Origin of the sequence: Pseudomonas sp. CHM02 (genome assembly GCF_000612585.1) — a bacterium.
Lineage (GTDB): Bacteria > Pseudomonadota > Gammaproteobacteria > Pseudomonadales > Pseudomonadaceae > Aquipseudomonas.
The window spans coordinates 13,046-33,743 of sequence record NZ_JFCA01000046.1 but is presented as its reverse complement, the minus strand read 5'-3'; the positions used below and the strand labels follow the sequence as shown (position 1 = coordinate 33,743).

Sequence of the window (20,698 nt, the reverse complement as noted above, 5' to 3'; positions counted from 1 at the left end):
TTTCGGCCTGAGCAAGGATCTTCAACTATGTGGCAAAGCTATATGAATGGCCTGTTGGTGGCCCTGGGGCTGATCATGGCCATCGGCACCCAGAACGCTTTTGTACTGGCGCAAAGCCTGCGTCGTGAGCACCATTTGCCTGTGGCGGCGCTGTGCGTGATCTGTGATGCACTGCTGGTGGCCGCCGGCGTTTTCGGGCTGGCGACGATTCTGGCCCAGAGCCCGATCCTGCTGGGCGTTGCCCGCTGGGGCGGCGCCGCGTTCCTGCTGTGGTACGGTGCATGCGCGCTGCGTCGGGCCTGTGCGAAACAGAGCCTTGACCAGGTGGGCAGCCTCAAGGTGCGCTCACTGCGCGCGGTGCTGCTCAGCGCCCTGGCGGTGACATTGCTCAACCCCCACGTGTACCTGGACACGGTGCTGCTGATTGGCTCACTCGGCGCCCAGCAAACCGAACCCGGCGCCTATGTGGCCGGTGCCGCCAGCGCATCGCTGCTGTGGTTCTCCACCCTCGCACTCGGCGCGGCGTGGCTGGCACCGTGGCTGGCGCGCCCGGCCACATGGCGTTTGCTGGACCTGTTGGTGGCCGTGATGATGTTCAGCGTGGCCTATCAATTGATCAGCGCCTGACGAATATTCCAAAACGCTCTGGAACCTCTATCCCACACAGTTGTTGCGTGGTTTTGCCGCACCCCCGGTGCTATGATCCGGACCCTGCGCCGCAAAGAGTACAAACTCCCCGGCGCTTGTTTGGCCGCCCGTGATCGGCCTTGCGCTCACCGCAACTGACCTGATTAGGAGAATCATCATGGCTTTCGAATTGCCGCCGCTGCCCTACGCACACGATGCCCTGCAGCCGCACATTTCCAAGGAAACCTTGGAATACCACCACGACAAGCACCACAACACCTATGTCGTGAACCTGAACAACCTGGTGCCAGGCACCGAGTTCGAAGGCAAGACCCTGGAAGAGATCGTCAAATCCTCTTCGGGCGGTATCTTCAACAACGCCGCTCAGGTCTGGAACCACACCTTCTACTGGAACTGCCTGGCGCCAAACGCCGGCGGCCAACCGACCGGCGCGCTGGCTGAAGCCATCAACGCTGCGTTCGGTTCGTTCGACAAGTTCAAGGAAGAGTTCACCAAGACGTCCGTCGGCACCTTCGGTTCCGGTTGGGGCTGGCTGGTGAAAAAGGCTGACGGTTCCCTGGCCCTGGCCAGCACCATCGGCGCCGGCAACCCGCTGACCAGCGGCGACACCCCGCTGCTGACCTGCGACGTGTGGGAACACGCCTACTACATCGACTACCGCAACGTGCGTCCAAAGTATGTGGAAGCGTTCTGGAACCTGGTCAACTGGAAGTTCGTGGCTGAGCAGTTCGAAGGCAAGACCTTCACTGCCTAAGCACTGCTTGCAGTAAAAAAAGAGCCCGGCGAATGCCGGGCTTTTTTGTCGGCGTTGGAACCGAGCGGCGTGACGCTGCCACCCAGGCAGGGAGAGGAATTCGCCCCTCACCCCTGTCGGAGAAATGACCATGACCATTGGAGCACTCGCAACACTGCCTATCATTGGCGACCTCGCCAAAGCCGCTGGAGAGATCACCAAAGCGATCACCCCGCTCATCCAACCCTTCGCCGATGCCGCCGCGAAGAAACTGTTTGCCGAAGACACCACCGCTCAGAACGATCAAAAGAAAATAGACTTCACGACGACGGTAGAAAAAAAGATTACCTACGATTTTTCCAAGCCAGCATAACCCTCCCACCGTCTTACATGAGCTGAGTGACTGCTGTTTTTTGGGGCAGGCGGACGCCAATCCGCCTGGCCTTTCGGTGGCCCGGCCCCACGCAAACCGCCCCTCCCCGCATCAAACCCGCCCTTGCCCCAATGTTCCTTTGACTGCCATCACCAGATTGCCAATACTCATGGCATATTGAAGGCCACCCGCATGAGACAAGGAATGCCCCTTTGAAGCTGGAACTCAAGAACAGCTTGTCGGTGAAGTTGCTACGGGTTGTGCTGCTGTCGGCATTGATCGTGGGCGTGGCGCTGAGCGTGGCGCAGATCGTTTTCGATGCCTACAAGACGCGCCAGGCCGTGGCCGGCGATGCCCAGCGCATCCTCGACATGTTTCGCGACCCCTCGACCCAGGCCGTCTACAGCCTGGACCGCGAGATGGGCATGCAAGTCATTGAGGGCCTGTTCCAGGATGACGCGGTGCGCATGGCATCCATCGGCCATCCCAACGAAACCATGCTGGCCGAGAAAAGCCGCGCCTTGCAGCAAGCCCCCAGCCGCTGGCTGACCGACCTGATTCTTGGCCAGGAACGCACCTTTACCACGCCCCTGGTCGGCAAAGGCCCGTACAGCGAGTACTACGGCGACCTGAGTATCACCCTCGACACCGCCACGTATGGCCAGGGTTTTATCGTCAATTCAGTGATCATCTTCATTTCCGGGGTGCTGCGTGCCTTGGCCATGGGCCTGGTGCTGTACCTGGTCTACCACTGGCTGCTGACCAAGCCACTGTCGCGGATTATCGAGCACCTGACCTCGATCAACCCCGACCGCCCCAGCGAACACAAGATCCCCCAGCTCAAGGGCCACGAGCGCAATGAGTTGGGGCTGTGGATCAATACCGCCAACCAGTTGCTCGAATCCATCGAACGTAATACCCACCTGCGCCATGAAGCCGAAAGCAGCCTGCTGCGCATGGCCCAGTATGATTTCCTGACCGGCCTGCCGAACCGCCAGAAACTGCAGGAGCAACTGGACAAGATCCTCATCGACGCCGGCCGTAGGCAACGGCGCGTGGCGGTGTTGTGCGTGGGACTGGATGACTTCAAGAGCGTCAACGAGCAGTTCACCTACCAGGCCGGCGACAAATTGCTGTTGGCCCTGGCCGACCGCCTGCGCGCCCATAGCGGCCGCCTCGGCGCACTCGCCCGGCTGGGCGGCGACCAATTCGCCCTGGTACAGGCCGATATCGACCAGCCCTACGAGGCCGCCGAACTGGCACAGAGCATCCTCGACGACCTGGAAGCGGAGTTCGCCCTCGACCACGAAGGCATTCGCCTGCGCGCCACTATCGGCATCACCTTGTTCCCGGAAGACGGCGACAGCACTGAAAAGCTGCTGCAGAAAGCCGAACAGACCATGACCCTGGCCAAGACCCGTTCGCGCAACCGCTATCAGTTCTATATCGCCAGCGTCGACAGCGAAATGCGCCGGCGCCGCGAACTGGAAAAAGACCTGCGCGACGCCCTCAGTCGCGACCAGTTTCACTTGGTGTACCAGCCGCAGATCAGCTACCGCGACAATCGCGTGGTCGGCGTCGAAGCCCTGATCCGCTGGCAGCATCCGGAACACGGCATGGTCCCACCCGACCTGTTCATCCCTTTGGCGGAACAGAACGGCACGATCATTTCGATTGGCGAATGGGTGCTGGACCAGGCTTGCAGGCAACTGCGCGAATGGCATGACCTGGGGTTCACCAGCCTGCGCATGGCGGTCAACCTGTCCACTGTGCAACTGCACCACACCGAGTTGCCGCGGGTGGTCAACAACCTGATGCAGATCTACCGCCTGCCACCGCGCAGCCTGGAGCTGGAAGTCACCGAAACCGGCCTGATGGAAGACATCAGCACCGCTGCCCAGCACCTGCTGAGCCTGCGCCGTTCCGGGGCATTGATTGCCATTGATGACTTCGGCACCGGCTATTCGTCCCTCAGTTACCTGAAAAGCCTGCCCCTGGACAAGATCAAGATCGACAAGAGCTTCGTCCAGGACCTGTTGGACGATGACGACGACGCCACCATCGTGCGCGCGATCATCCAACTGGGCAAAAGCCTGGGCATGCAGGTGATCGCCGAAGGCGTGGAAACCGCCGAGCAGGAGGCCTACATCATCTCCGAAGGCTGCCATGAAGGTCAGGGTTACCACTACAGCAAACCCTTGCCTGCACGGGAGCTGGCGGCTTTTTTGAAGCAGTCGGAGCGCAATAACGCGGCGATTCTCTGACCGGTCAAAACGATACTGAATATTTCCCGCGTATAACCCTTTACACAAAATGCAAATCTTTCGCATTATGTCGCAGTTTTTGCGCTCCCCCGCGCGCCCTATCAACAACCGAAGCAGGATGTTCGCCATGATTCGTATGCCCCTGGCCACCGCCAGTCTGCTGGCCATTGCCATTTCTCTCGCCGGTTGCGGCGAAGGTAAAGACAAGGCCGCAGCACCCCAGGCGCCGACCCCGGCTGCCAGCACTACCGCTCCAGCGGCTGCCACGCCTGCTGGCCAGGTCGACGAAGCGGCCGCCAAGGCCGTGGTCGCGCATTACGCTGACATGGTGTTCGCGGTGTACAGCGATGCCGAGTCCACCGCAAAAACCCTGCAGACCGCGGTTGACGCGTTCCTGGCCAAGCCGAACGCCGACACCCTGAAAGCCGCGCGTGATGCCTGGATCGCCTCCCGCGTTCCGTACCTGCAGAGCGAAGTGTTCCGTTTCGGCAACACCATCGTCGACGACTGGGAAGGCCAGGTGAACGCATGGCCGCTGGACGAAGGCCTGATCGACTATGTCGACAAGTCCTACGAACACGCGCTGGGTAACCCGGGCGCCACCGCCAATATCATCGCCAACACCGAGATCCAGGTCGGCGAAGACAAGATCGACGTGAAAGACATCACCCCGGAAAAACTCGCCAGCCTCAATGAGCTGGGCGGTTCCGAGGCCAACGTCGCCACCGGCTACCACGCCATCGAATTCCTGCTGTGGGGCCAGGACCTGAACGGTACCGGCCCTGGCGCCGGCAACCGTCCTGCGTCGGACTACCTGACCGGCGACGGCGCCACGGGCGGCCACAACGAGCGTCGTCGCGCCTACCTGAGCGCCGTGACCCAACTGCTGGTCAGCGACCTCGAAGAAATGGTCGGCAACTGGAAACCCAACGTCGAAGACAACTACCGCGCCACCCTGGAGGCAGAACCCGCCACCGACGGCCTGCGCAAAATGCTGTTCGGCATGGGCAGCCTGTCCCTCGGCGAGCTGGCCGGTGAGCGCATGAAGGTTTCCCTGGAAGCCAACTCGCCGGAAGACGAACACGATTGCTTCAGCGATAACACCCACAACTCGCAGTTCTACGACGCCAAGGGCATCCGCAACGTCTACCTGGGCGAGTACACCCGCGTCGATGGCACCAAGCTGACGGGCGCCAGCCTGTCGTCCCTGGTGACCAAGGCCGACCCGGCTGCCGACAACGCCTTGAAGGCTGACCTGGCGGCGACCGAAGCGAAGATCCAGGTCATGGTTGACCACGCCAACAAGGGTGAGCACTACGACCAGTTGATCGCTGCCGGTAACGAGGCCGGCAACCAGATCGTGCGCGACGCCATCGCCGCGCTGGTCAAGCAGACCGGCTCGATCGAAACGGCGGCGGGCAATCTGGGCATCAGCGACCTGAACCCGGATAACGCTGATCACGAGTTCTGATCAGTGCCGTGTTGAAAAAGGCGACCTTCGGGTCGCCTTTTTTATGCGCGGATGTCGACAATCAATCTAACGCCGCTCCCACATTAGACTCACATCGCTTCCAAGCCCCGGTTTACAAGACCTGCACCGTAGGTAGAATGGCGCCACCCCCAACACCCGAGCTCACTTCATGGCGTTGCCGACCCTACGCATCATCGGTTTCATCATCGGCATCTTCCTGATCACCCTCGCAATCGCCATGGTCGTGCCCATGGCGACCCTGGTGATCTTCGAACGCACCAGTGACCTGCCCTCTTTCCTGTGGGCCAGCATGATCACCTTCATTGCAGGCCTGGCCCTGGTGATCCCCGGTCGCCCCGAGCATGTGCACCTGCGCCCGCGGGACATGTACCTGCTTACAGTGACAAGCTGGCTGGTGGTGTGCATCTTCGCCGCGCTGCCGTTTCTGTTGACCCAGCACATCAGCTACACCGACTCGTTCTTCGAAAGCATGTCCGGTATCACCGCCACCGGCTCCACGGTGTTGAGCGGCCTGGACACCATGTCGCCGGGCATCCTGATGTGGCGTTCGCTGCTGCACTGGCTGGGCGGCATCGGTTTTATCGGTATGGCGGTGGCGATCCTGCCACTGCTGCGTATCGGTGGCATGCGCCTGTTCCAGACCGAATCCTCGGACCGCTCGGAAAAGGTCATGCCCCGCTCGCACATGGTGGCGCGGCTGATCGTGGCGGCGTATGTGGGCATCACCATCCTCGGCAGCCTGGCCTTCTGGTGGGCCGGCATGGGTCTGTTCGATGCGATCAACCATGCGATGTCGGCGATTTCCACCGGCGGGTTCTCCACCTCCGATGAATCCCTGGCGCACTGGAAACAACCGGCCGTGCACTGGGTGGCGGTGGTGGTGATGATCCTCGGCAGCCTGCCGTTCACCCTGTACGTGGCCACCTTGCGCGGCAACCGCAAGGCGCTGATCAAGGATCAGCAGGTACAAGGTTTGCTCGGTTTGTTGCTGGTGACCTGGCTGGTGCTCGGCACCTGGTACTGGTGGACCACCAATCTGCATTGGCTGGAGGCGCTGCGACATGTGGCGCTGAACGTGACATCGGTGGTCACTACCACAGGTTTCGCGCTGGGGGACTACAGCCTGTGGGGCAACTTCTCACTGATGCTGTTCTTCTACCTGGGCTTCATCGGTGGCTGCTCAGGCTCTACGGCCGGCGGGATCAAGATCTTCCGCTTCCAGGTCGCCTATATCCTGCTCAAGGCCAACTTGAACCAGCTGATTCACCCGCGCGCGGTGATCAAGCAGAAATACAACGGCCACCGTCTCGACGAAGAGATCGTGCGTTCGATCCTGACCTTTTCGTTTTTCTTCGCCATCACCATCTGTGCCATCGCCCTGGCCTTGTCGCTGCTGGGCCTGGACTGGATGACCGCCTTGACCGGCGCCGCGAGTACCGTGTCCGGCGTGGGTCCTGGGCTGGGAGAAACGATTGGCCCGGCGGGCAACTTCGCCAGCCTGCCGGATGCAGCCAAGTGGATTCTGTCGCTCGGCATGCTGCTGGGCCGGCTGGAGATCATTACAGTCTTTGTGCTGTGCATTCCGGCGTTTTGGCGCCACTGACCGTCGACGTGTCCAGCAACCGCGCCCGGTACTCGCCAGGCGTGGCATCGAACCAGCGACGAAACGCACGGAAGAAGTTGCTCGGGTCGGCAAACCCCAGCAGGTAGGCGATCTCCAGCAGGGTCATGCTCGGCTGCGCCAGGTACTGCTCGGCCAGTTCACGGCGGGTGTCGTCAAGCAAGGTCTGGAAGCTCGTACCCTCTTCCTGCAGGCGCCGCTGCAAGGTGCGCTGGGACAGGTGCAACGTCTGGGCCACCACTTCACGCTTTGGCTCGCCCTGGGGCAACAGGCGGCACAGCACTTGCCGCGCCTTGTGGGTCACGCGGCTTTCCGAAAAACGCGCCAGGTATTCGCCGGCAAATCGATCATGCAGCAACGCCATGGCCTCGTTGGCCGTGGGCAGGGGCGCGTCCATGTCGGCACGCTCGAAAATCAGCGCGTCATAGGGCGCGTTGAATTCCAGCGGCGCGTGGAACGCTTGTTTGTACGGGGCCAGGTCCGCCGGTTGCTCACCTTGCAGCACCACCTTGCGCGGCTGCAGGGTTCGGCCGGTCAGCCAGCCGCAGAGGGCCAGGGCACTGGCCAGCGAGGCTTCGGCGCTTTGCCGGGTGGGCGGCAAGTGATCGCCATGCACCGTCAGAATCAGCGCATAACCCTCGGGGATCAGTCGGAAACTCAGGTCGGCACTTTCGGCGATGATCCGCTGATAGCGCACCAGGCGCATAAACCCTTCAGCCAGCGTATTGCTGGACATCAGTGCATAACCCGCCACATGAAACGACGCCGGGCGTACCACCTTGCCCATGTTCAAGCCAATCGCCGGGTTGCCCGACAACTCCACCGCCCGTTGCCACAGCCGGGTCATGGAGTCTTGGGGAAACCGCGCGTCGGGGTCGCTCAGGGCGGCGTAGTCCAGGCCTAGCTGCTTGAACAAGGCGCGGCAATCCAGGCCGTCCATTTCCAATGCCTTGACTATCCCCATCGCCCAGCTTGCAGAAGTTGTTCGTTCGCTCATGGCGTCTTCTTAAAAAAGCAGGCTCACACGGCAGCCAGGAAGCCAAGGATACTAAAGTGGCATCTATTGTCACTGGCTGTTACCACTGATCACTCTAGACTCAAATAAGCTCCCCGCCGAACATCTGTTGGGCGGCCTAACAATCAAAGGGCCGGTCACCGTGGAAAACATCAAGCGATTCAACAGCTTTGCCGATTTTTATCCTTATTACCTGAGCGAGCATGCCAACAGCACCTGCCGGCGCCTGCATTTCATTGGCACCACGCTGGTGATCGGCATCCTGGCGTATGCCATTGGCAGAGGTTCGCTGGGCTTGTTGATTGCCTTGCCGATTGCCGGCTACAGCTTCGCGTGGATCGGCCATTTCTTCTTCGAAAAGAACCGCCCGGCGACCTTTCAGCACCCGTTCTACAGCCTGCTGGGGGATTTTGTGATGTACCGCGACATGATTTTGGGCAAGGTACCTTTTTAGCAAGGCGACCGTTTAAACGATGAAAGTTCATACATCTGTCGACATAAAAATCTTTTTGTCATTTGCACTGCTGTATCCTGCCAAGGCTTTTTGAGAGCGCGGAATCACCTGCGATTGAAAAAACAGACTTTGCGAGGAGCGACGACGATGCACGAGATACCTAATCTCCCCTTCCCAAGCCTGCACCCTACAGAGCAGCCAACACCGCAGCAGGCCAGCGACAAACAGCCTGAGGCCAAAGAAGCAAAACCAGTCGACAGCGAAAGCCAGGACTGACGCCGTACCAGACCGTGTGGAAAGCGCGACATTGAGCGCTTTCCACACTGCCTGAATGAATCGAGACCCCGCCATGACCGATACCCTTCCTGACAACCCGGATACCGCCGTACTCGACGCAGCCCTGCAGATGGTCGAGATCTGGAACCGCCTCAGCGCGGACAAACAGGCCGTGCTGCTCAAGCGCTTCGGCACCCAGGAAAACGCCTTGGCCGCGCTGGTCACCACCCAACTGCTGGCCCCCGCACACGCCTGACGCCGTTTTGATCCGAGGTTTTTTGCGTTTTACCGCCCTGCGCGGGGCAAACCACCGGTATCATTAGCAGCCTATCTTTACCTGCTGCAACAGTGGACCCTCTCCCATGCCCGATACCCAGCGCCCCATGGCGGTCACGCTGCAAGTTGTTTCCATCGTCTTGTTCACCTTCATCGGCTACCTGAATATCGGCATCCCCCTGGCCGTGTTGCCGGGCTATGTCCACAGTGAGCTGGGCTACGGCGCGGTCATCGCCGGCCTGGTGATCAGCGTGCAATACCTGGCGACCCTGCTGAGCCGCCCCTATGCGGGCAAAATCATCGATAACCTGGGCAGCAAGCGCGCCGTGTTGATCGGTTTGGCGGGCTGCGGGCTGAGCGGTGTGTTCATGCTGCTCGCAGCGTGGTTCTCGAGCCTGCCGGCGTTGAGTCTGGGCAGCCTGCTGATCGGCCGTCTGGTGCTGGGCAGTGCTGAAAGCCTGGTGGGCTCGGGTGCCATCGGCTGGGGCATCGGCCGGGTCGGTGCGGCAAATACCGCCAAGGTCATCTCCTGGAACGGCATCGCCAGCTACGGAGCGCTGGCCATCGGTGCACCGTTGGGCGTACTGCTGGTGCGCAACTTCGGGCTGTGGAGCATGGGTGTCAGCATCATCCTGCTGGCGATTGTCGGCCTGTTGCTGGCCTGGAACAAAGTCGCCGCCCCCATCGTCGCCGGCGTGCGCCTGCCCTTCATGAATGTACTGGGCCGGGTATTGCCCCACGGCTGCGCATTGGCGCTGGGGTCCATTGGCTTTGGCACCATCGCTACATTCATCACCCTGTATTACACCACCCAGCATTGGGATAACGCGGTGTGGGCCCTGAGCCTATTCGGCGCCAGTTTTATCGGCGCACGGCTGCTCTTCGGCAATCTGATCAACCGCATCGGCGGGTTTCGTGTGGCGATTGCCTGCTTGTCGGTGGAGATTCTCGGCCTGCTGTTGCTGTGGCTGGCACCGGACGCGAACCTGGCCCTGGCCGGCGCAGCGTTGAGCGGTTTCGGTTTTTCCCTGGTGTTTCCGGCCTTGGGCGTCGAAGCCGTCAACCTGGTGCCGGCGTCCAGCCGTGGCTCGGCGGTAGGGGCTTATTCGCTGTTCATTGACCTGTCGCTGGGCATCACCGGCCCGCTTGCCGGGGCTGTAGCGGCAGGCTTCGGCTTTGCGTCGATCTTCCTGTTCGCCGCCCTCGCCGCCCTTGGTGGTTTGCTGCTGAGCGTGTACCTGTACCGCCAGGCACCCAAGGCCCGTGAAGCCCGCGGCGACTAGAAGTCGACCTTGCCACGCCCGGCCTTGATGCTGCCGCGCTTGGTCTTGGATTCGAGGCGGCGCTTTTTCGAGCCCAGGGTCGGCTTGGTCGGGCGGCGCTTCTTCTCCACCTTGGTGGCGCTGAGGATCAACTCCACCAAGCGCTCCAGTGCGTCCGCGCGGTTCTGCTCCTGGGTCCGGTATTGCTGGGCCTTGAGCACCAGCACACCTTCGCTGGTGATACGGCTGTCGCGCAGCGCCAGCAGCCGCTCCTTGTAGAACGGCGGCAGCGACGATGCCGGGATATCAAACCGCAGGTGCACCGCGCTCGACACCTTGTTGACGTTCTGCCCACCGGCGCCCTGGGCACGAATGGCGGTCAGCTCGATCTCGGCATCGGGCAAGTGCACAGTGTTGGAAATCACCAGCATCGATCAAGAACCTTAAGCAACGGACAAGCCCAATTCGGACAACAGCATCGACGCCTGGGCTTTGGAAATCACGGCGCCTTTGAACAGTCTGGCATCATTGAGGCGAAACCCGCTCAAATCCGCCCCACGCAAGTCGGCACCGGCGAAATTGGCGCCGTTGATACGGGCGTGGGCGAGGCTGCAGTCGATCAGTTCGGCCTTGCGAAAGTCCGCATCCGACAAATCGCTGTCGGAAAAATCCAGGTTGTTCAGCACCGTGCGCGCGAACGACAACCCGGACAGGAAAGCGCTGTTCAGACGGGTTTCGCTGAAACTCAGGCCCAGGGAGGCGCAATGGGTGAAGTTCGCGCCAGTCAACTTGCAGTGTTCAAAATTCGCCTGGGACAGCTTGCTGCGCTGCCAACGGGTGTTGTTCAGGTCGCAACTGTGGAACTGCGCCTCCAACAGGTTAGCCGCTTCGAAAATGGCCTGGCCGGCCCGGCAACTTTTCCACTGCGTCCCTTCCAGGCGTGAACCGAGAAAGGAGGCCTGGACCAGGATGCAGCGTTCGAACACCCAATGATCCAGCGCCATACGCGACAGATCGGCGCCACTCAGGTCGACGCCGACCAGGCGCAAAGGACCACCGTGCTGGTCGATTAGGTCTTCCAGATCCGCGCGCTGCAAGGTGCCGCCGTCGATATCGGTGTGCTGCATGGGGCCTCCGGGTGAGCGTCAATACAAAACCAGGCGCGAGTCTACCTTGTCGCCGCCCACAAAAACCCGGCACAGCGCCGGGTTTTCCGTTCAGGCGAAGCCGCTTACTTCAACGCAGCACTCGCGGTGGTCAGTGCCGCTTCGGCACTGCGCTTGTTCTTGATCCAGTAACACACCGCCATGAACGCCACCCACACCGGGATCGCGTACACCGAGACCTGAATCCCCGGGATCATCAGCATGATCACCAGGATAAACACCACGAACGCCAGGCACACATAGTTGCCGTACGGGTACCACAGCGCCTTGAACAACGGCACTTGGCCGGTGCGGTTCATGTGCTGGCGGAACTTGAAGTGCGAGAAGCTGATCATCGCCCAGTTGATCACCAGCGTGGCCACGACCAGGGACATCAGCAGTTCCAGCGCGTGTTGCGGGATCAGGTAGTTCATCAGCACCGCCACCAGGGTGATCGCCGCCGAGGCGAGGATAGAACGCACCGGCACGCCGCGCTTGTCGATCTTCGCCAGTGCCTTGGGCGCGTCGCCCTGCTCGGCCATGCCCAAGAGCATGCGGCTGTTGCAGTAGGTGCCGCTGTTATACACCGACAACGCCGCGGTCAGGACCACGAAGTTGAGGATATGCGCGGCGGTGTTGCTGCCCAGCATCGAGAACACCTGCACGAACGGGCTGCCGCTGTAGGCGTCGCCGGAGGCGTTGAGGGTCGCCAGCAGGCTGTCCCAAGGCGTCAACGACAGCAGCACCACGAGGGCGCCGATGTAGAAGATCAGGATGCGGTAGATCACCTGGTTGATCGCTTTCGGGATCACGGTGCGTGGCTGGTCGGCTTCGGCCGCGGTGAAGCCGAGCATTTCCAGGCCACCAAAGGAGAACATGATGATCGCCATGGCCATCACCAACCCGCCGACGCCGTGGGGGAAGAAGCCGCCGTGGTCCCACAGGTTGCTCACCGAGGCCTGCGGCCCGCCGCTGCCGCTGACCAGCAGGTAGCTGCCCAGGGCGATCATGCCGACGATGGCCACCACCTTGATGATGGCGAACCAGAACTCGGCTTCACCAAAGACTTTGACGTTGGCCAGGTTGATCAGGTTGATCAGCACGAAGAACGCCGCGGCCGAGACCCAGGTCGGGATCTCCGGCCACCAGTAATGCACGTACTTGCCGACGGCCGTCAGCTCCGACATGCCCACCAGGATGTACAGGATCCAGCAGTTCCAGCCCGACAGGAAGCCGGCGAAACCGCCCCAGTACTTGTGGGCAAAGTGGCTGAAGGAACCGGCGACTGGCTCTTCGACGATCATTTCGCCGAGCTGGCGCATGATCATGAAGGCAATGAAGCCGCAGATGGCATAGCCCAGGATCATTGACGGGCCAGCGGACTTGAGCACCCCGGCCGAGCCGAGGAACAGACCGGTGCCGATGGCGCCACCGAGGGCGATCAACTGGATATGGCGGTTTTTCAGGCCGCGTTTCAGCTCGCCTGAAGAGGAATGGGGTCCACTCATGAAAAGGGTCTCACGCAAGGTTTGAGGATGTTGAATGCAGGTTGCTGCCTTGAATTACCGACTCAAGCAGCGCCGCTCAAACCCCAGCGCAGGCACCAGGAGTACAGCGTCTTTCTAACGGTCATGCGTCACCTGTTTGTTTTTATCTGTGACGAAATCGAACCCGTCCGGCTCGTGGCCAGGCGGAGTGATCAGGGTGGGTACACCCTGAGGTCTTGGCCTTTTGCGTGGTTACGCAAGGGGGTCACAGTAAAACGCGGCGCATTGTACACCGCTCGACAGCTTGGGGCGGCCCTCGGAGGACGCGTGCGACGATCTGTCAGATAATCCTTACAGGGCGGGATAGCGCAATAATGTCGCCATGTACGCGTAAATTAATCGTTACAGCATGGAAAATTCACGTTACAGCTGTGATTTGAATAAAAATTGTCGGTAGGAAATTTCCCACAATTTAGCCGCGCCAGTTGACTGTTTTTCCTCAAGAAAAAATAAAACCTTGAAAACAGAACAAAAAATCCAAATGAGACCGTTTCAATAAATTTTTTGCATTCTGAAACACTCTCTTCTAGGTTCTCCCCCACTTGCCAGCGAAGCCCGTTGGCAAGCCGTTCTCAAACAACGTCCTCTAGGAGATACACCATGCAAGCACTGGAAAACGACCTGGAAACCGAACTGCAACTCGACGATTGGTTTGAAGCGCCGACCCATGAGGCCGCCGTTGAAATGATGCAAGCCGATGCCGTTGTGCCCTTTGGCACCGCGATGTGGCCTTTCTAAAAAACGGCAGGCATTCGGCAGGTGCTGTGCACGGCACCTGCCCCCTTACCCCAGGCACAGAAGGAAGTACGTCATGGACAAGGCCCGCGCCGTCGAACACTTTCTCTACTACCTCGCGCACCATCCGGCGCTCAACGGCTTGAGCCGCCCCACCGTGTTGCTGGGCCATACCGAGCGCTACGACGCCATCGCCCAGGCGATCACCCACGGCAGCGCCGCTCGTTTCAACTTCCAGCTTCAGCGCCTGGACCAGGCTGCCAGCGACACCTTGGCCGAGGCCATCGAGGCCTGCGACCTGTACCTGTTTCTCTACGATTCCTCCACCTTGCCCACCCCTCGCGCCGAAGGCCCGGACTTTATCCGTGCCCTGCAAGGCGTGATGGCCGAACACTGGAAGAAATCCCTGCTGTTCAAGGACTATGGTGACTATTTCTACGACACCTTCAGCATCGAGCCCCAGCGCATTGCCGACCTCAATGCCACGCTGATCCGGCGCATGTCCCAGGCCACGGTGCTGAGCTTTACCGACAAGCACGGCTCACGGCTGGAAGCGCCGATGAGCAGCATCAAGAAGTGGACCAATATCAACGGCGTCGGCAACCACGACCTGGCCCCTGGCGAGATCGCCACCCACAGCGAAGCCATCAATGGCCAGGTACGCTTTGTCGGCACCTTTCTCAGCACCATCCCGTTCGCGCGCAAATATGGCGTGCTGGCGTCACCGCTGGAGCTGTGGATCGAAAACTCGAACGTCTGCAGCGTGGCCAGCGATGTGCCGGGGCTGGCGGATGACTTCAACAAATACCTGAATGCCAGCCCGTCCAACCGGCGTGTCGAGGAATTGGGGATTGGCACCAATGAAGGCGTGAAGGACCTGTATGCGCGCAACGCCGGGTTCGAGGAGCGCCATTGTGGGTTGCACTTGGGCCTGGGCGGCGGGCAAAAAGGCAGTCATCACCTGGATTTGATCTTTTCCAGCGGGGTGTTGGCGCTGGATGACAAGCCGGTCTTCGACGGCACCTTCGCGTTTTAGAAGGACATCAGGATGACGAGGCCCCCTGTGGGAGCCGGGCTTGCCCGCGATGGCGGTGGATCAGTTGGCATATCTACCCAATGACCCACCGCCATCGCGGGCAAGCCAGCTCCCACAATTGAATGCATTTCAAATCCAGATCCAAAAAAAAACGCCAACCCTAAGGTTGGCGTTTTTGCGCAGCGCTTAGCGCATCACTGCGGCTTCTTGCGACCAAAACCCGGACGCTGACCCGAACCGGCCGGGGCGCCACGGCGCTTGCCCGATGGCTCGTCCGCGACCAGTTTCGGGCCAGGACGTTTGTTCGCCGCCGGCTTGGCTGGACGCTTGGTGCTGGCGTTGTCTGCCGGGCGATCCGCTTCACCTCGGTTGCTGCGACCACCCGACGGGGCAGGACGCGGCGCACGTGGCGCACGCTCACCTTCCTGACGCGAAGGGGCGGTCGGGCGGCGCTCGCCTTCGATCTGCGGCTCACGGGAGATACGACCGCCGGTCGCGGGCGCATTCAGCGCCGGGCGCAGGGTGCGGGCAACACGTTCGGTACGGGCCACAGGGCGCGACGATTTACGCTGCATACGCTCAAGCTTGTCTTTGCTCTTGGCGTTCATCTGCGGCATCGCGACCGGCGTCAGGCCGACTTCGGCGCTGAGGATGTCGACTTCGTACTGGCTCATTTCGCGCCAGCGGCCCATCGGCAGGTCGGAGTTGAGGAACACCGGGCCGAAACGCACGCGCTTCAGGCGGCTGACCACCAGGCCCTGGGATTCCCACAGGCGACGTACTTCACGGTTACGGCCTTCCATCACCACGCAGTGGTACCAGTGGTTGAAACCTTCACCGCCGGGCGCTTGCTTGATGTCGGTGAACTTGGCCGGGCCGTCCTCGAGAACCACGCCGGCTTTCAGGCGCTCGATCATCTCGTCATCGACTTCACCGCGCACACGCACGGCGTATTCACGGTCCATCTCGTAGGACGGGTGCATCAGACGGTTGGCCAGCTCACCGTCGGTGGTGAACATCAGCAAGCCAGTGGTGTTGATGTCGAGACGGCCGATGTTGATCCAGCGGCCTTCTTTCGGCTTTGGCATCTTGTCGAACACGGTCGGACGGCCTTCCGGGTCGTCACGGGTGCAGATCTCGCCATCGGGCTTGTTGTACATGATCACGCGGCGCACCGATTCGGCGGCCTCTTCACGCTTGATGACCTTGCCATCAATGGTGATTGCATCGTGCAGGTCGACGCGCTGGCCGAGGGTGGCCTCGACGCCGTTGACCTTGATGCGCTTCTGGGTGATCCAGGCTTCGACGTCGCGGCGCGAGCCCACGCCGATACGCGCCAGCACCTTTTGCAGTTTTTCGCCTGCTGGGCCGATTTCCTGGCTGTCGTTCTGGTCTTTGTCGTTCATCTTAAGCACCTCCCGGTGGGTCGATTCAGGCGTGGCCTGAAGAGTGTTGAAAGCGGGGCTTTGGCCGAATAGCTCGGCAAAGGGTCGCGAATCATACGCGCATGGCGCGCGTTGCGCATCAGAGACTAGTCGATCAGGCCGCAATCATTTGCTTTTCCGCCGACCGGTGGCGCCCAGGGCCAGCAGGCGCAGCTCGGCCTCGGCCAGGACAGTGCGCTTGTCGGCCTTGTCGAGCTTCTTCCAGGCACGGATTTCGCGCTTGCTGCGGCCGCAGCCGACGCAGATGTCATCGCTGAACTTGCAGATGCTAATGCAGGGATCTTTCGTGGAACTCATGGCGCATCCTTTGTAGGAGCCGGCTTGCTGGCGATGGCATCACTGCGGTGTGCCTGACATACCGAGGTGATGCCATCGCCAGCAAGCCGGCTCCTACAGGGTTCAGTGGTGGACGTTGTCAGTCTTCGAACTGGCGGCGCTCGGCTTCGATGGCTTCGGCCAGGGCCCGGGCTTCGTCTTCTTCGTCGCTCAAAGGCGGTTGTTCGAGAGCGGCGACGGCAGCCAGGAGTTTCTCGCGGGCTTCGGCCACGCCGAGGATATCGTCTTCGGGCTCAGGCTCGAATTCAGGTTCGATCTCGGGCTCGACGTCCACGTTCACTTGGGCTTCAGGCTCGGCCGCGCCATCACGCAGCAGGTCGTCGAAGTCAGTCTTGATGCCCTGTTCCATATCGTCCAGTTCCAGCAACAACGTATGGAAGCTGGTCTCGTCCTTCGGTTCTTCCGGCTCGGCGCTGGCGTCGGCCAATTCCTGCAGGCTCGCGGGGACCCGCGCGTCGTCGAAGTCGAGCACCGGCTCGGCCTCCATCTCGCGCAGTTCGGCGAGCGGCGGCAGGTCGTCGAGGTTCTTCAGGTTGAAGTGGTCGAGGAACACCTTCGTGGTAGCAAACATCGCTGGTTTGCCGGGCACGTCGCGGTAACCGACGATACGGATCCACTCACGCTCCAGCAGGGTCTTGACGATATGGCTGTTGACCGCCACACCCCGCACGTCCTCGATCTCGCCACGGGTGATCGGCTGGCGATAGGCGATAAGCGCCATGGTCTCCAGCATCGCCCGCGAATAACGCTGCGGGCGTTCTTCCCACAAGCGACCGACCCACGGGGAAAACTGCTCACGGATCTGCAGGCGATAACCCGACGCCACTTCGCGCAGCTCAAAGGCACGGCCGTCGCAGGATTTGCGCAGGATCTCCAGCGCCTTCTTGAACACCGGCGGCTCGGGGCGCTCGGCTTCTTCAAAGAGTTCGAACAGGCGCTCCAGGGATTGCGGCTTGCCCGAGGCCAGTAGGAAGGCTTCCAGCAAAGGGGCCAGTTCGCGGGGTTCAGTCAGATTCATCGATTCAGCTCTTTATTCGGCTCGCGCCCGCACGTGGATAGCCGCAAAAGGCTCATTCTGGACCAGCTCGACCAAGGACTCCTTCACCAACTCGAGGATCGCCATAAAGGTCACCACCACCCCCAGGCGCCCTTCTTCCGCCGTGAACAGCTCGACAAACGGCACGAAACCGCCGCCCTTGAGGCGCTCGAGCACATCGCTCATGCGCTCGCGGGTCGACAGCGCTTCGCGGCTGACCTGGTGGCTTTCAAACATGTCGCCACGGCGCAGTACTTCGGCCATGGACATCAGCAACTCTTCCAGGCTCACGTCCGGCAGCAGCTTGCGCGCCCGGGCCTCGGGCGCGTCGAGCTTGGGCACCACCACGTCGCGGCCCACGCGGCTCAAGCCGTCGATGCCTTCGGCGGCGGCCTTGAAGCGTTCGTACTCTTGCAGGCGGCGGATCAGTTCGGCGCGCGGGTCGTCTTCTTCGGCTTCCACCGTTTCCGAGCGCGGCAGCAGCATGCGCGACTTGATCTCGGCGAGCATGGCGGCCATCACCAGGTACTCGGCGGCCAACTCCAGGCGCACCGACTGCATCAGCTCGACATAGCCCATGTACTGACGGGTGATTTCCGCCACCGGGATGTCGAGGATGTTGATGTTCTGTTTGCGGATCAGGTACAGCAGCAAGTCCAGCGGGCCTTCGAAGGCTTCCAGGAAGACTTCCAGCGCGTCCGGCGGAATGTACAGGTCCAGGGGCATTTCCATCACCGCCTGGCCATACACCATGGCAAACGGCAGTTCCTGCTGGGCGCCCGCCTGGCTGTCGACGGTTTCCACGACCGACATTCAGGCCTCGACCATGAACGGAGCCGGGTCGCCACAACCCACACGGATCACTTCGGGTTCGCCGTCCGCCAGGTTGATCACGGTGGAGGCCTTGCCGCCGCCAAAACCGCCGTCGATGATGAGATCGACCTGCTTCTCCAGCAGTTGGCGCATTTCGTACGGGTCTTCCAGCGGCTCGGTGTCGCCGGGCATGATCAGCGACACGCTCATCAACGGCTCACCCAGCTCGGCCAGCAGCGCCAGGGCGATGGGATGCTCCGGCACCCGCAGGCCGATGGTGCGTTTCTTCGGGTGCAGCAGCAGGCGCGGCACTTCGCGGGTGGCGTTGAGAATAAACGTGTAGGGCCCCGGCGTGTGGGCCTTGAGCAGGCGGAAGGTGCCGGTGTCGACCTTGGCGAACAGCCCCAACTGGGACAAGTCGCTGCAGATCAGCGCGAAGTTGTGCTTGTCGTCCAGTTGACGCAAGCGTCGTACACGCTCGACCGCGCCTTTGTCGCCGATCTGGCAACCGATGGCGTAGGACGAATCGGTAGGGTAGATCACCACGCCACCGGCGCGAATGATCTCCACGGCCTGTTTGATCAGGCGCGCCTGGGGGTTTTCCGGATGAATCTGGAAGAATTGACTCACGTGTTCTACCTGTTCAGACGGTGGCAATAATGGGGTCATGCTTGAATCGCCCCCACAAGAGCGGCAAATCTTCCGGGACCGCACGGTACTCGCCGATCTCGGACCAGCCGCCTGGGCCATGAAAATCACTGCCGGCGCTGACCAGCAGACCAAATTCGCGAGCAAGAATCGCCAGGCTGCCCACCTGTTCGGCGGGTTGATGCCCGTTGACCACTTCGATTGCGTGGCCGCCCGCTCCAATATAGTCGGCAATCAGCTTGCGGCGCTTGCTGCGGGTGAAATCGTAATGCCAGGGGTGGGCCAGGCTGACCCAGGCGCCGGAGGCCCGCAAGGTCTCGACGGTGTCCTCCAGGGTCGGCCAGTGTTGCTTCACATCCCCCAATTTGCCAGCGCCCAACCATTTGCGAAAGGCTTCGGCGCGGTCCTTGACGAAACCTTCACGCACCATCCAGTCGGCAAAGTGCGGCCGGGCCGGGGCATTGCCGCTGTCGCCCAGTTCCTGCTGGATGGCGCGGGCGCCTTCCAGGGCGCCGGGCATGCCTTTAAGGCTGAGCTTGCGGCTTATTTCTTCGGACCGCAGCCAGCGGCCATCGTGCAATTGGGCGATGGCTTCGACCAAAGGCGGGGCTTTTTGGTCGAAACCATAGCCGAGCACATGAATGGTGGCGCCGCCCCAGGTGCAGGACAATTCCACGCCGTTGACCAGGTGCATGCCCAGCGCCTGCGCGGCGTCGCGGGCTTCGTCGAGGCCTTCGAGGGTGTCATGGTCGGTCAACGACAGGACTCGCACGCCTTTTTCAAACGCACGCGCAACCAGTACCGCGGGCGCCAGGGCGCCGTCGGAGGCCGTGCTGTGGCAGTGCAAATCAACATTCACGGGGATGTGTAACCTCAAGTCAGCTGGCGCTTTCGCTACCTAGGATGTTTGTTATTATGCCGCCACATCCAGCTTCTGGCTCTTACTGTGAAACAATTCATCGACTTCATCCCGCTGTTGCTGTTTTTCATCGTTACCAAACTCGACCCCAGGGTCATCGATATCGCCGGTCACCCAGTGTCGTTCGGAGGCATCTACAGCGCCACCGCCGTACTGATCATCAGCTCTATCATCGTCTACGGCGCCATCTTCATCTCCCAGCGCAAGCTGGAAAAAAGCCAATGGCTCACCCTGGTCGCCTGCCTGGTCTTCGGCGGACTGACCCTGGCCTTCCACAGCGAAACCTTCCTCAAATGGAAAGCGCCGGTGGTCAACTGGCTGTTCGCCCTGGTCTTCATCGGCAGCCACTTCATTGGTGACCGCCTGCTGATCAAACGGATCATGGGCCATGCGCTGACCCTGCCGGACCCGGTGTGGACCCGCCTGAACGTAGCCTGGATCGTATTCTTCCTGTTCTGTGGCGCCGCCAACCTGTTCGTGGCCTTTACCTTCCAGGACTACTGGGTCGACTTCAAAGTGTTCGGCAGCCTGGCCATGACCGTGTTATTCCTGGTCGGCCAAGGTATCTACCTGTCGCGCCACCTGCATGACACCGCCCCTACCACGCCAAAAACCGAGGACTGA

Annotated in this window: 22 protein-coding genes; 12 read left to right on the top strand and 10 right to left on the bottom strand. The window is 61.2% G+C overall.

All coding sequences use genetic code 11. The features are described 5' to 3' along the window. Positions 1-27: 27 nt before the first annotated feature. From BM70_RS0124175 to BM70_RS0124150, 6 genes are all read left to right on the top strand, one after another. A complete protein-coding gene (locus tag BM70_RS0124175; protein WP_025858428.1) occupies positions 28-627 on the top strand; it encodes a LysE/ArgO family amino acid transporter in 600 nt (199 codons plus the stop codon). Between the two features lie 178 nt (positions 628-805). Then, positions 806-1,402 (top strand): superoxide dismutase, encoded by a 597-nt coding sequence (locus BM70_RS0124170; protein WP_003212997.1) that lies wholly within the window; start codon positions 806-808, stop codon positions 1,400-1,402. 130 nt (positions 1,403-1,532) lie between these two features. After that, positions 1,533-1,754, top strand: a complete 222-nt coding sequence (locus BM70_RS0124165; RefSeq protein ID WP_025858427.1) for a hypothetical protein — start codon at positions 1,533-1,535, stop codon at positions 1,752-1,754. Positions 1,755-1,966: 212 nt separating this feature from the next. Further along, positions 1,967-4,018, top strand: a complete 2,052-nt coding sequence (locus tag BM70_RS0124160; protein ID WP_025858426.1) for a bifunctional diguanylate cyclase/phosphodiesterase — start codon at positions 1,967-1,969, stop codon at positions 4,016-4,018. Positions 4,019-4,145: 127 nt separating this feature from the next. Beyond that, complete coding sequence (locus BM70_RS0124155; protein ID WP_025858425.1) at positions 4,146-5,489, top strand: imelysin family protein; 1,344 nt, start codon at positions 4,146-4,148, stop codon at positions 5,487-5,489. Between the two features lie 169 nt (positions 5,490-5,658). After that, a complete protein-coding gene (locus BM70_RS0124150; RefSeq protein WP_025858424.1) occupies positions 5,659-7,113 on the top strand; it encodes a TrkH family potassium uptake protein in 1,455 nt (484 codons plus the stop codon). Here the strand turns inward: BM70_RS0124150 and BM70_RS0124145 are convergent. Continuing rightward, positions 7,070-8,128: an AraC family transcriptional regulator gene (locus BM70_RS0124145; RefSeq protein WP_025858423.1), complete on the bottom strand. Its 1,059-nt coding sequence runs from the start codon at positions 8,126-8,128 to the stop codon at positions 7,070-7,072. The genes BM70_RS0124150 and BM70_RS0124145 overlap by 44 nt on opposite strands. Before the next feature lie 160 nt (positions 8,129-8,288). On the opposite strand from BM70_RS0124145, the gene BM70_RS0124140 reads away from it, so the two are divergent. From BM70_RS0124140 to BM70_RS0124125, 3 genes are all read left to right on the top strand, one after another. Then, positions 8,289-8,600, top strand: coding sequence for a DUF962 domain-containing protein (locus BM70_RS0124140; protein ID WP_025858422.1), 312 nt, complete (start codon positions 8,289-8,291; stop codon positions 8,598-8,600). Between the two features lie 349 nt (positions 8,601-8,949). Beyond that, positions 8,950-9,132: a hypothetical protein gene (locus tag BM70_RS0124130; RefSeq protein WP_025858420.1), complete on the top strand. Its 183-nt coding sequence runs from the start codon at positions 8,950-8,952 to the stop codon at positions 9,130-9,132. A 106-nt stretch (positions 9,133-9,238) separates the two neighbouring features. Further along, complete coding sequence (locus BM70_RS0124125; RefSeq protein WP_025858419.1) at positions 9,239-10,435, top strand: MFS transporter; 1,197 nt, start codon at positions 9,239-9,241, stop codon at positions 10,433-10,435. On the opposite strand, the gene arfB is transcribed toward BM70_RS0124125, so the two are convergent. The 3 genes from arfB to BM70_RS0124110 form a co-directional block, all read right to left on the bottom strand. Further along, positions 10,432-10,845, bottom strand: a complete 414-nt coding sequence (gene arfB, locus BM70_RS0124120; RefSeq protein ID WP_025858418.1) for an alternative ribosome rescue aminoacyl-tRNA hydrolase ArfB — start codon at positions 10,843-10,845, stop codon at positions 10,432-10,434. The two genes, BM70_RS0124125 and arfB, sit on opposite strands and share 4 nt — an antisense overlap. Before the next feature lie 12 nt (positions 10,846-10,857). Then, positions 10,858-11,541, bottom strand: a complete 684-nt coding sequence (locus BM70_RS0124115; RefSeq protein WP_025858417.1) for a pentapeptide repeat-containing protein — start codon at positions 11,539-11,541, stop codon at positions 10,858-10,860. A gap of 104 nt (positions 11,542-11,645) precedes the next feature. Continuing rightward, on the bottom strand, positions 11,646-13,067 hold the full coding sequence (locus BM70_RS0124110) for an amino acid permease (protein WP_025858416.1): 1,422 nt from the start codon (positions 13,065-13,067) through the stop codon (positions 11,646-11,648). A 639-nt stretch (positions 13,068-13,706) separates the two neighbouring features. Between BM70_RS0124110 and BM70_RS33390 the strand changes: the two genes are divergently transcribed. Both BM70_RS33390 and BM70_RS0124100 read left to right on the top strand, forming a co-directional pair. Continuing rightward, a complete protein-coding gene (locus tag BM70_RS33390; protein WP_003175756.1) occupies positions 13,707-13,844 on the top strand; it encodes a hypothetical protein in 138 nt (45 codons plus the stop codon). Positions 13,845-13,917: 73 nt separating this feature from the next. Next, on the top strand, positions 13,918-14,877 hold the full coding sequence (locus BM70_RS0124100) for a hypothetical protein (protein ID WP_025858415.1): 960 nt from the start codon (positions 13,918-13,920) through the stop codon (positions 14,875-14,877). Between the two features lie 194 nt (positions 14,878-15,071). On the opposite strand, the gene rluB is transcribed toward BM70_RS0124100, so the two are convergent. From rluB to BM70_RS0124070, 6 genes are all read right to left on the bottom strand, one after another. Continuing rightward, a complete protein-coding gene (gene rluB / locus BM70_RS0124095) occupies positions 15,072-16,283 on the bottom strand; it encodes a 23S rRNA pseudouridine(2605) synthase RluB (RefSeq protein WP_025858414.1) in 1,212 nt (403 codons plus the stop codon). A 144-nt stretch (positions 16,284-16,427) separates the two neighbouring features. Continuing rightward, positions 16,428-16,619 (bottom strand): DUF1289 domain-containing protein, encoded by a 192-nt coding sequence (locus BM70_RS0124090; RefSeq protein ID WP_025858413.1) that lies wholly within the window; start codon positions 16,617-16,619, stop codon positions 16,428-16,430. 118 nt (positions 16,620-16,737) lie between these two features. Beyond that, positions 16,738-17,676 (bottom strand): SMC-Scp complex subunit ScpB, encoded by a 939-nt coding sequence (scpB, locus tag BM70_RS0124085; protein WP_025858412.1) that lies wholly within the window; start codon positions 17,674-17,676, stop codon positions 16,738-16,740. A 12-nt stretch (positions 17,677-17,688) separates the two neighbouring features. Then, positions 17,689-18,387 carry a ScpA family protein gene (locus BM70_RS0124080; RefSeq protein WP_164365898.1) on the bottom strand — a complete coding sequence of 233 codons (699 nt, stop codon included), beginning with the start codon at positions 18,385-18,387 and terminating at the stop codon, positions 17,689-17,691. A 120-nt stretch (positions 18,388-18,507) separates the two neighbouring features. Continuing rightward, on the bottom strand, positions 18,508-19,137 hold the full coding sequence (locus BM70_RS0124075; RefSeq protein WP_015885581.1) for an L-threonylcarbamoyladenylate synthase: 630 nt from the start codon (positions 19,135-19,137) through the stop codon (positions 18,508-18,510). A 13-nt stretch (positions 19,138-19,150) separates the two neighbouring features. Next, a complete protein-coding gene (locus BM70_RS0124070) occupies positions 19,151-20,014 on the bottom strand; it encodes a PHP domain-containing protein (RefSeq protein WP_025858410.1) in 864 nt (287 codons plus the stop codon). An 87-nt stretch (positions 20,015-20,101) separates the two neighbouring features. Here BM70_RS0124070 and BM70_RS0124065 point away from each other — a divergent pair, with 87 nt between their 5' ends. After that, positions 20,102-20,698: a septation protein A gene (locus tag BM70_RS0124065; protein ID WP_025858409.1), complete on the top strand. Its 597-nt coding sequence runs from the start codon at positions 20,102-20,104 to the stop codon at positions 20,696-20,698.

Bases quoted from the DNA above. Each gene is read 5' to 3' on its own strand.
- scpB (WP_025858412.1), bottom strand. From the start codon at position 17,676: ATGAATCTGACTGAACCCCGCGAACTGGCCCCTTTGCTGGAAGCCTTC.
- BM70_RS0124150 (WP_025858424.1), top strand. From the start codon at position 5,659: ATGGCGTTGCCGACCCTACGCATCATCGGTTTCATCATCGGCATCTTC.
- BM70_RS0124115 (WP_025858417.1), bottom strand. From the start codon at position 11,541: ATGCAGCACACCGATATCGACGGCGGCACCTTGCAGCGCGCGGATCTG.
- BM70_RS0124165 (WP_025858427.1), top strand. From the start codon at position 1,533: ATGACCATTGGAGCACTCGCAACACTGCCTATCATTGGCGACCTCGCC.
- BM70_RS0124155 (WP_025858425.1), top strand. From the start codon at position 4,146: ATGATTCGTATGCCCCTGGCCACCGCCAGTCTGCTGGCCATTGCCATT.
- BM70_RS0124130 (WP_025858420.1), top strand. From the start codon at position 8,950: ATGACCGATACCCTTCCTGACAACCCGGATACCGCCGTACTCGACGCA.
- BM70_RS0124145 (WP_025858423.1), bottom strand. From the start codon at position 8,128: ATGAGCGAACGAACAACTTCTGCAAGCTGGGCGATGGGGATAGTCAAG.
- rluB (WP_025858414.1), bottom strand. From the start codon at position 16,283: ATGAACGACAAAGACCAGAACGACAGCCAGGAAATCGGCCCAGCAGGC.
- BM70_RS0124090 (WP_025858413.1), bottom strand. From the start codon at position 16,619: ATGAGTTCCACGAAAGATCCCTGCATTAGCATCTGCAAGTTCAGCGAT.
- BM70_RS0124100 (WP_025858415.1), top strand. From the start codon at position 13,918: ATGGACAAGGCCCGCGCCGTCGAACACTTTCTCTACTACCTCGCGCAC.
- BM70_RS0124175 (WP_025858428.1), top strand. From the start codon at position 28: ATGTGGCAAAGCTATATGAATGGCCTGTTGGTGGCCCTGGGGCTGATC.
- BM70_RS0124170 (WP_003212997.1), top strand. From the start codon at position 806: ATGGCTTTCGAATTGCCGCCGCTGCCCTACGCACACGATGCCCTGCAG.
- BM70_RS0124125 (WP_025858419.1), top strand. From the start codon at position 9,239: ATGCCCGATACCCAGCGCCCCATGGCGGTCACGCTGCAAGTTGTTTCC.
- BM70_RS33390 (WP_003175756.1), top strand. From the start codon at position 13,707: ATGCAAGCACTGGAAAACGACCTGGAAACCGAACTGCAACTCGACGAT.
- BM70_RS0124110 (WP_025858416.1), bottom strand. From the start codon at position 13,067: ATGAGTGGACCCCATTCCTCTTCAGGCGAGCTGAAACGCGGCCTGAAA.
- arfB (WP_025858418.1), bottom strand. From the start codon at position 10,845: ATGCTGGTGATTTCCAACACTGTGCACTTGCCCGATGCCGAGATCGAG.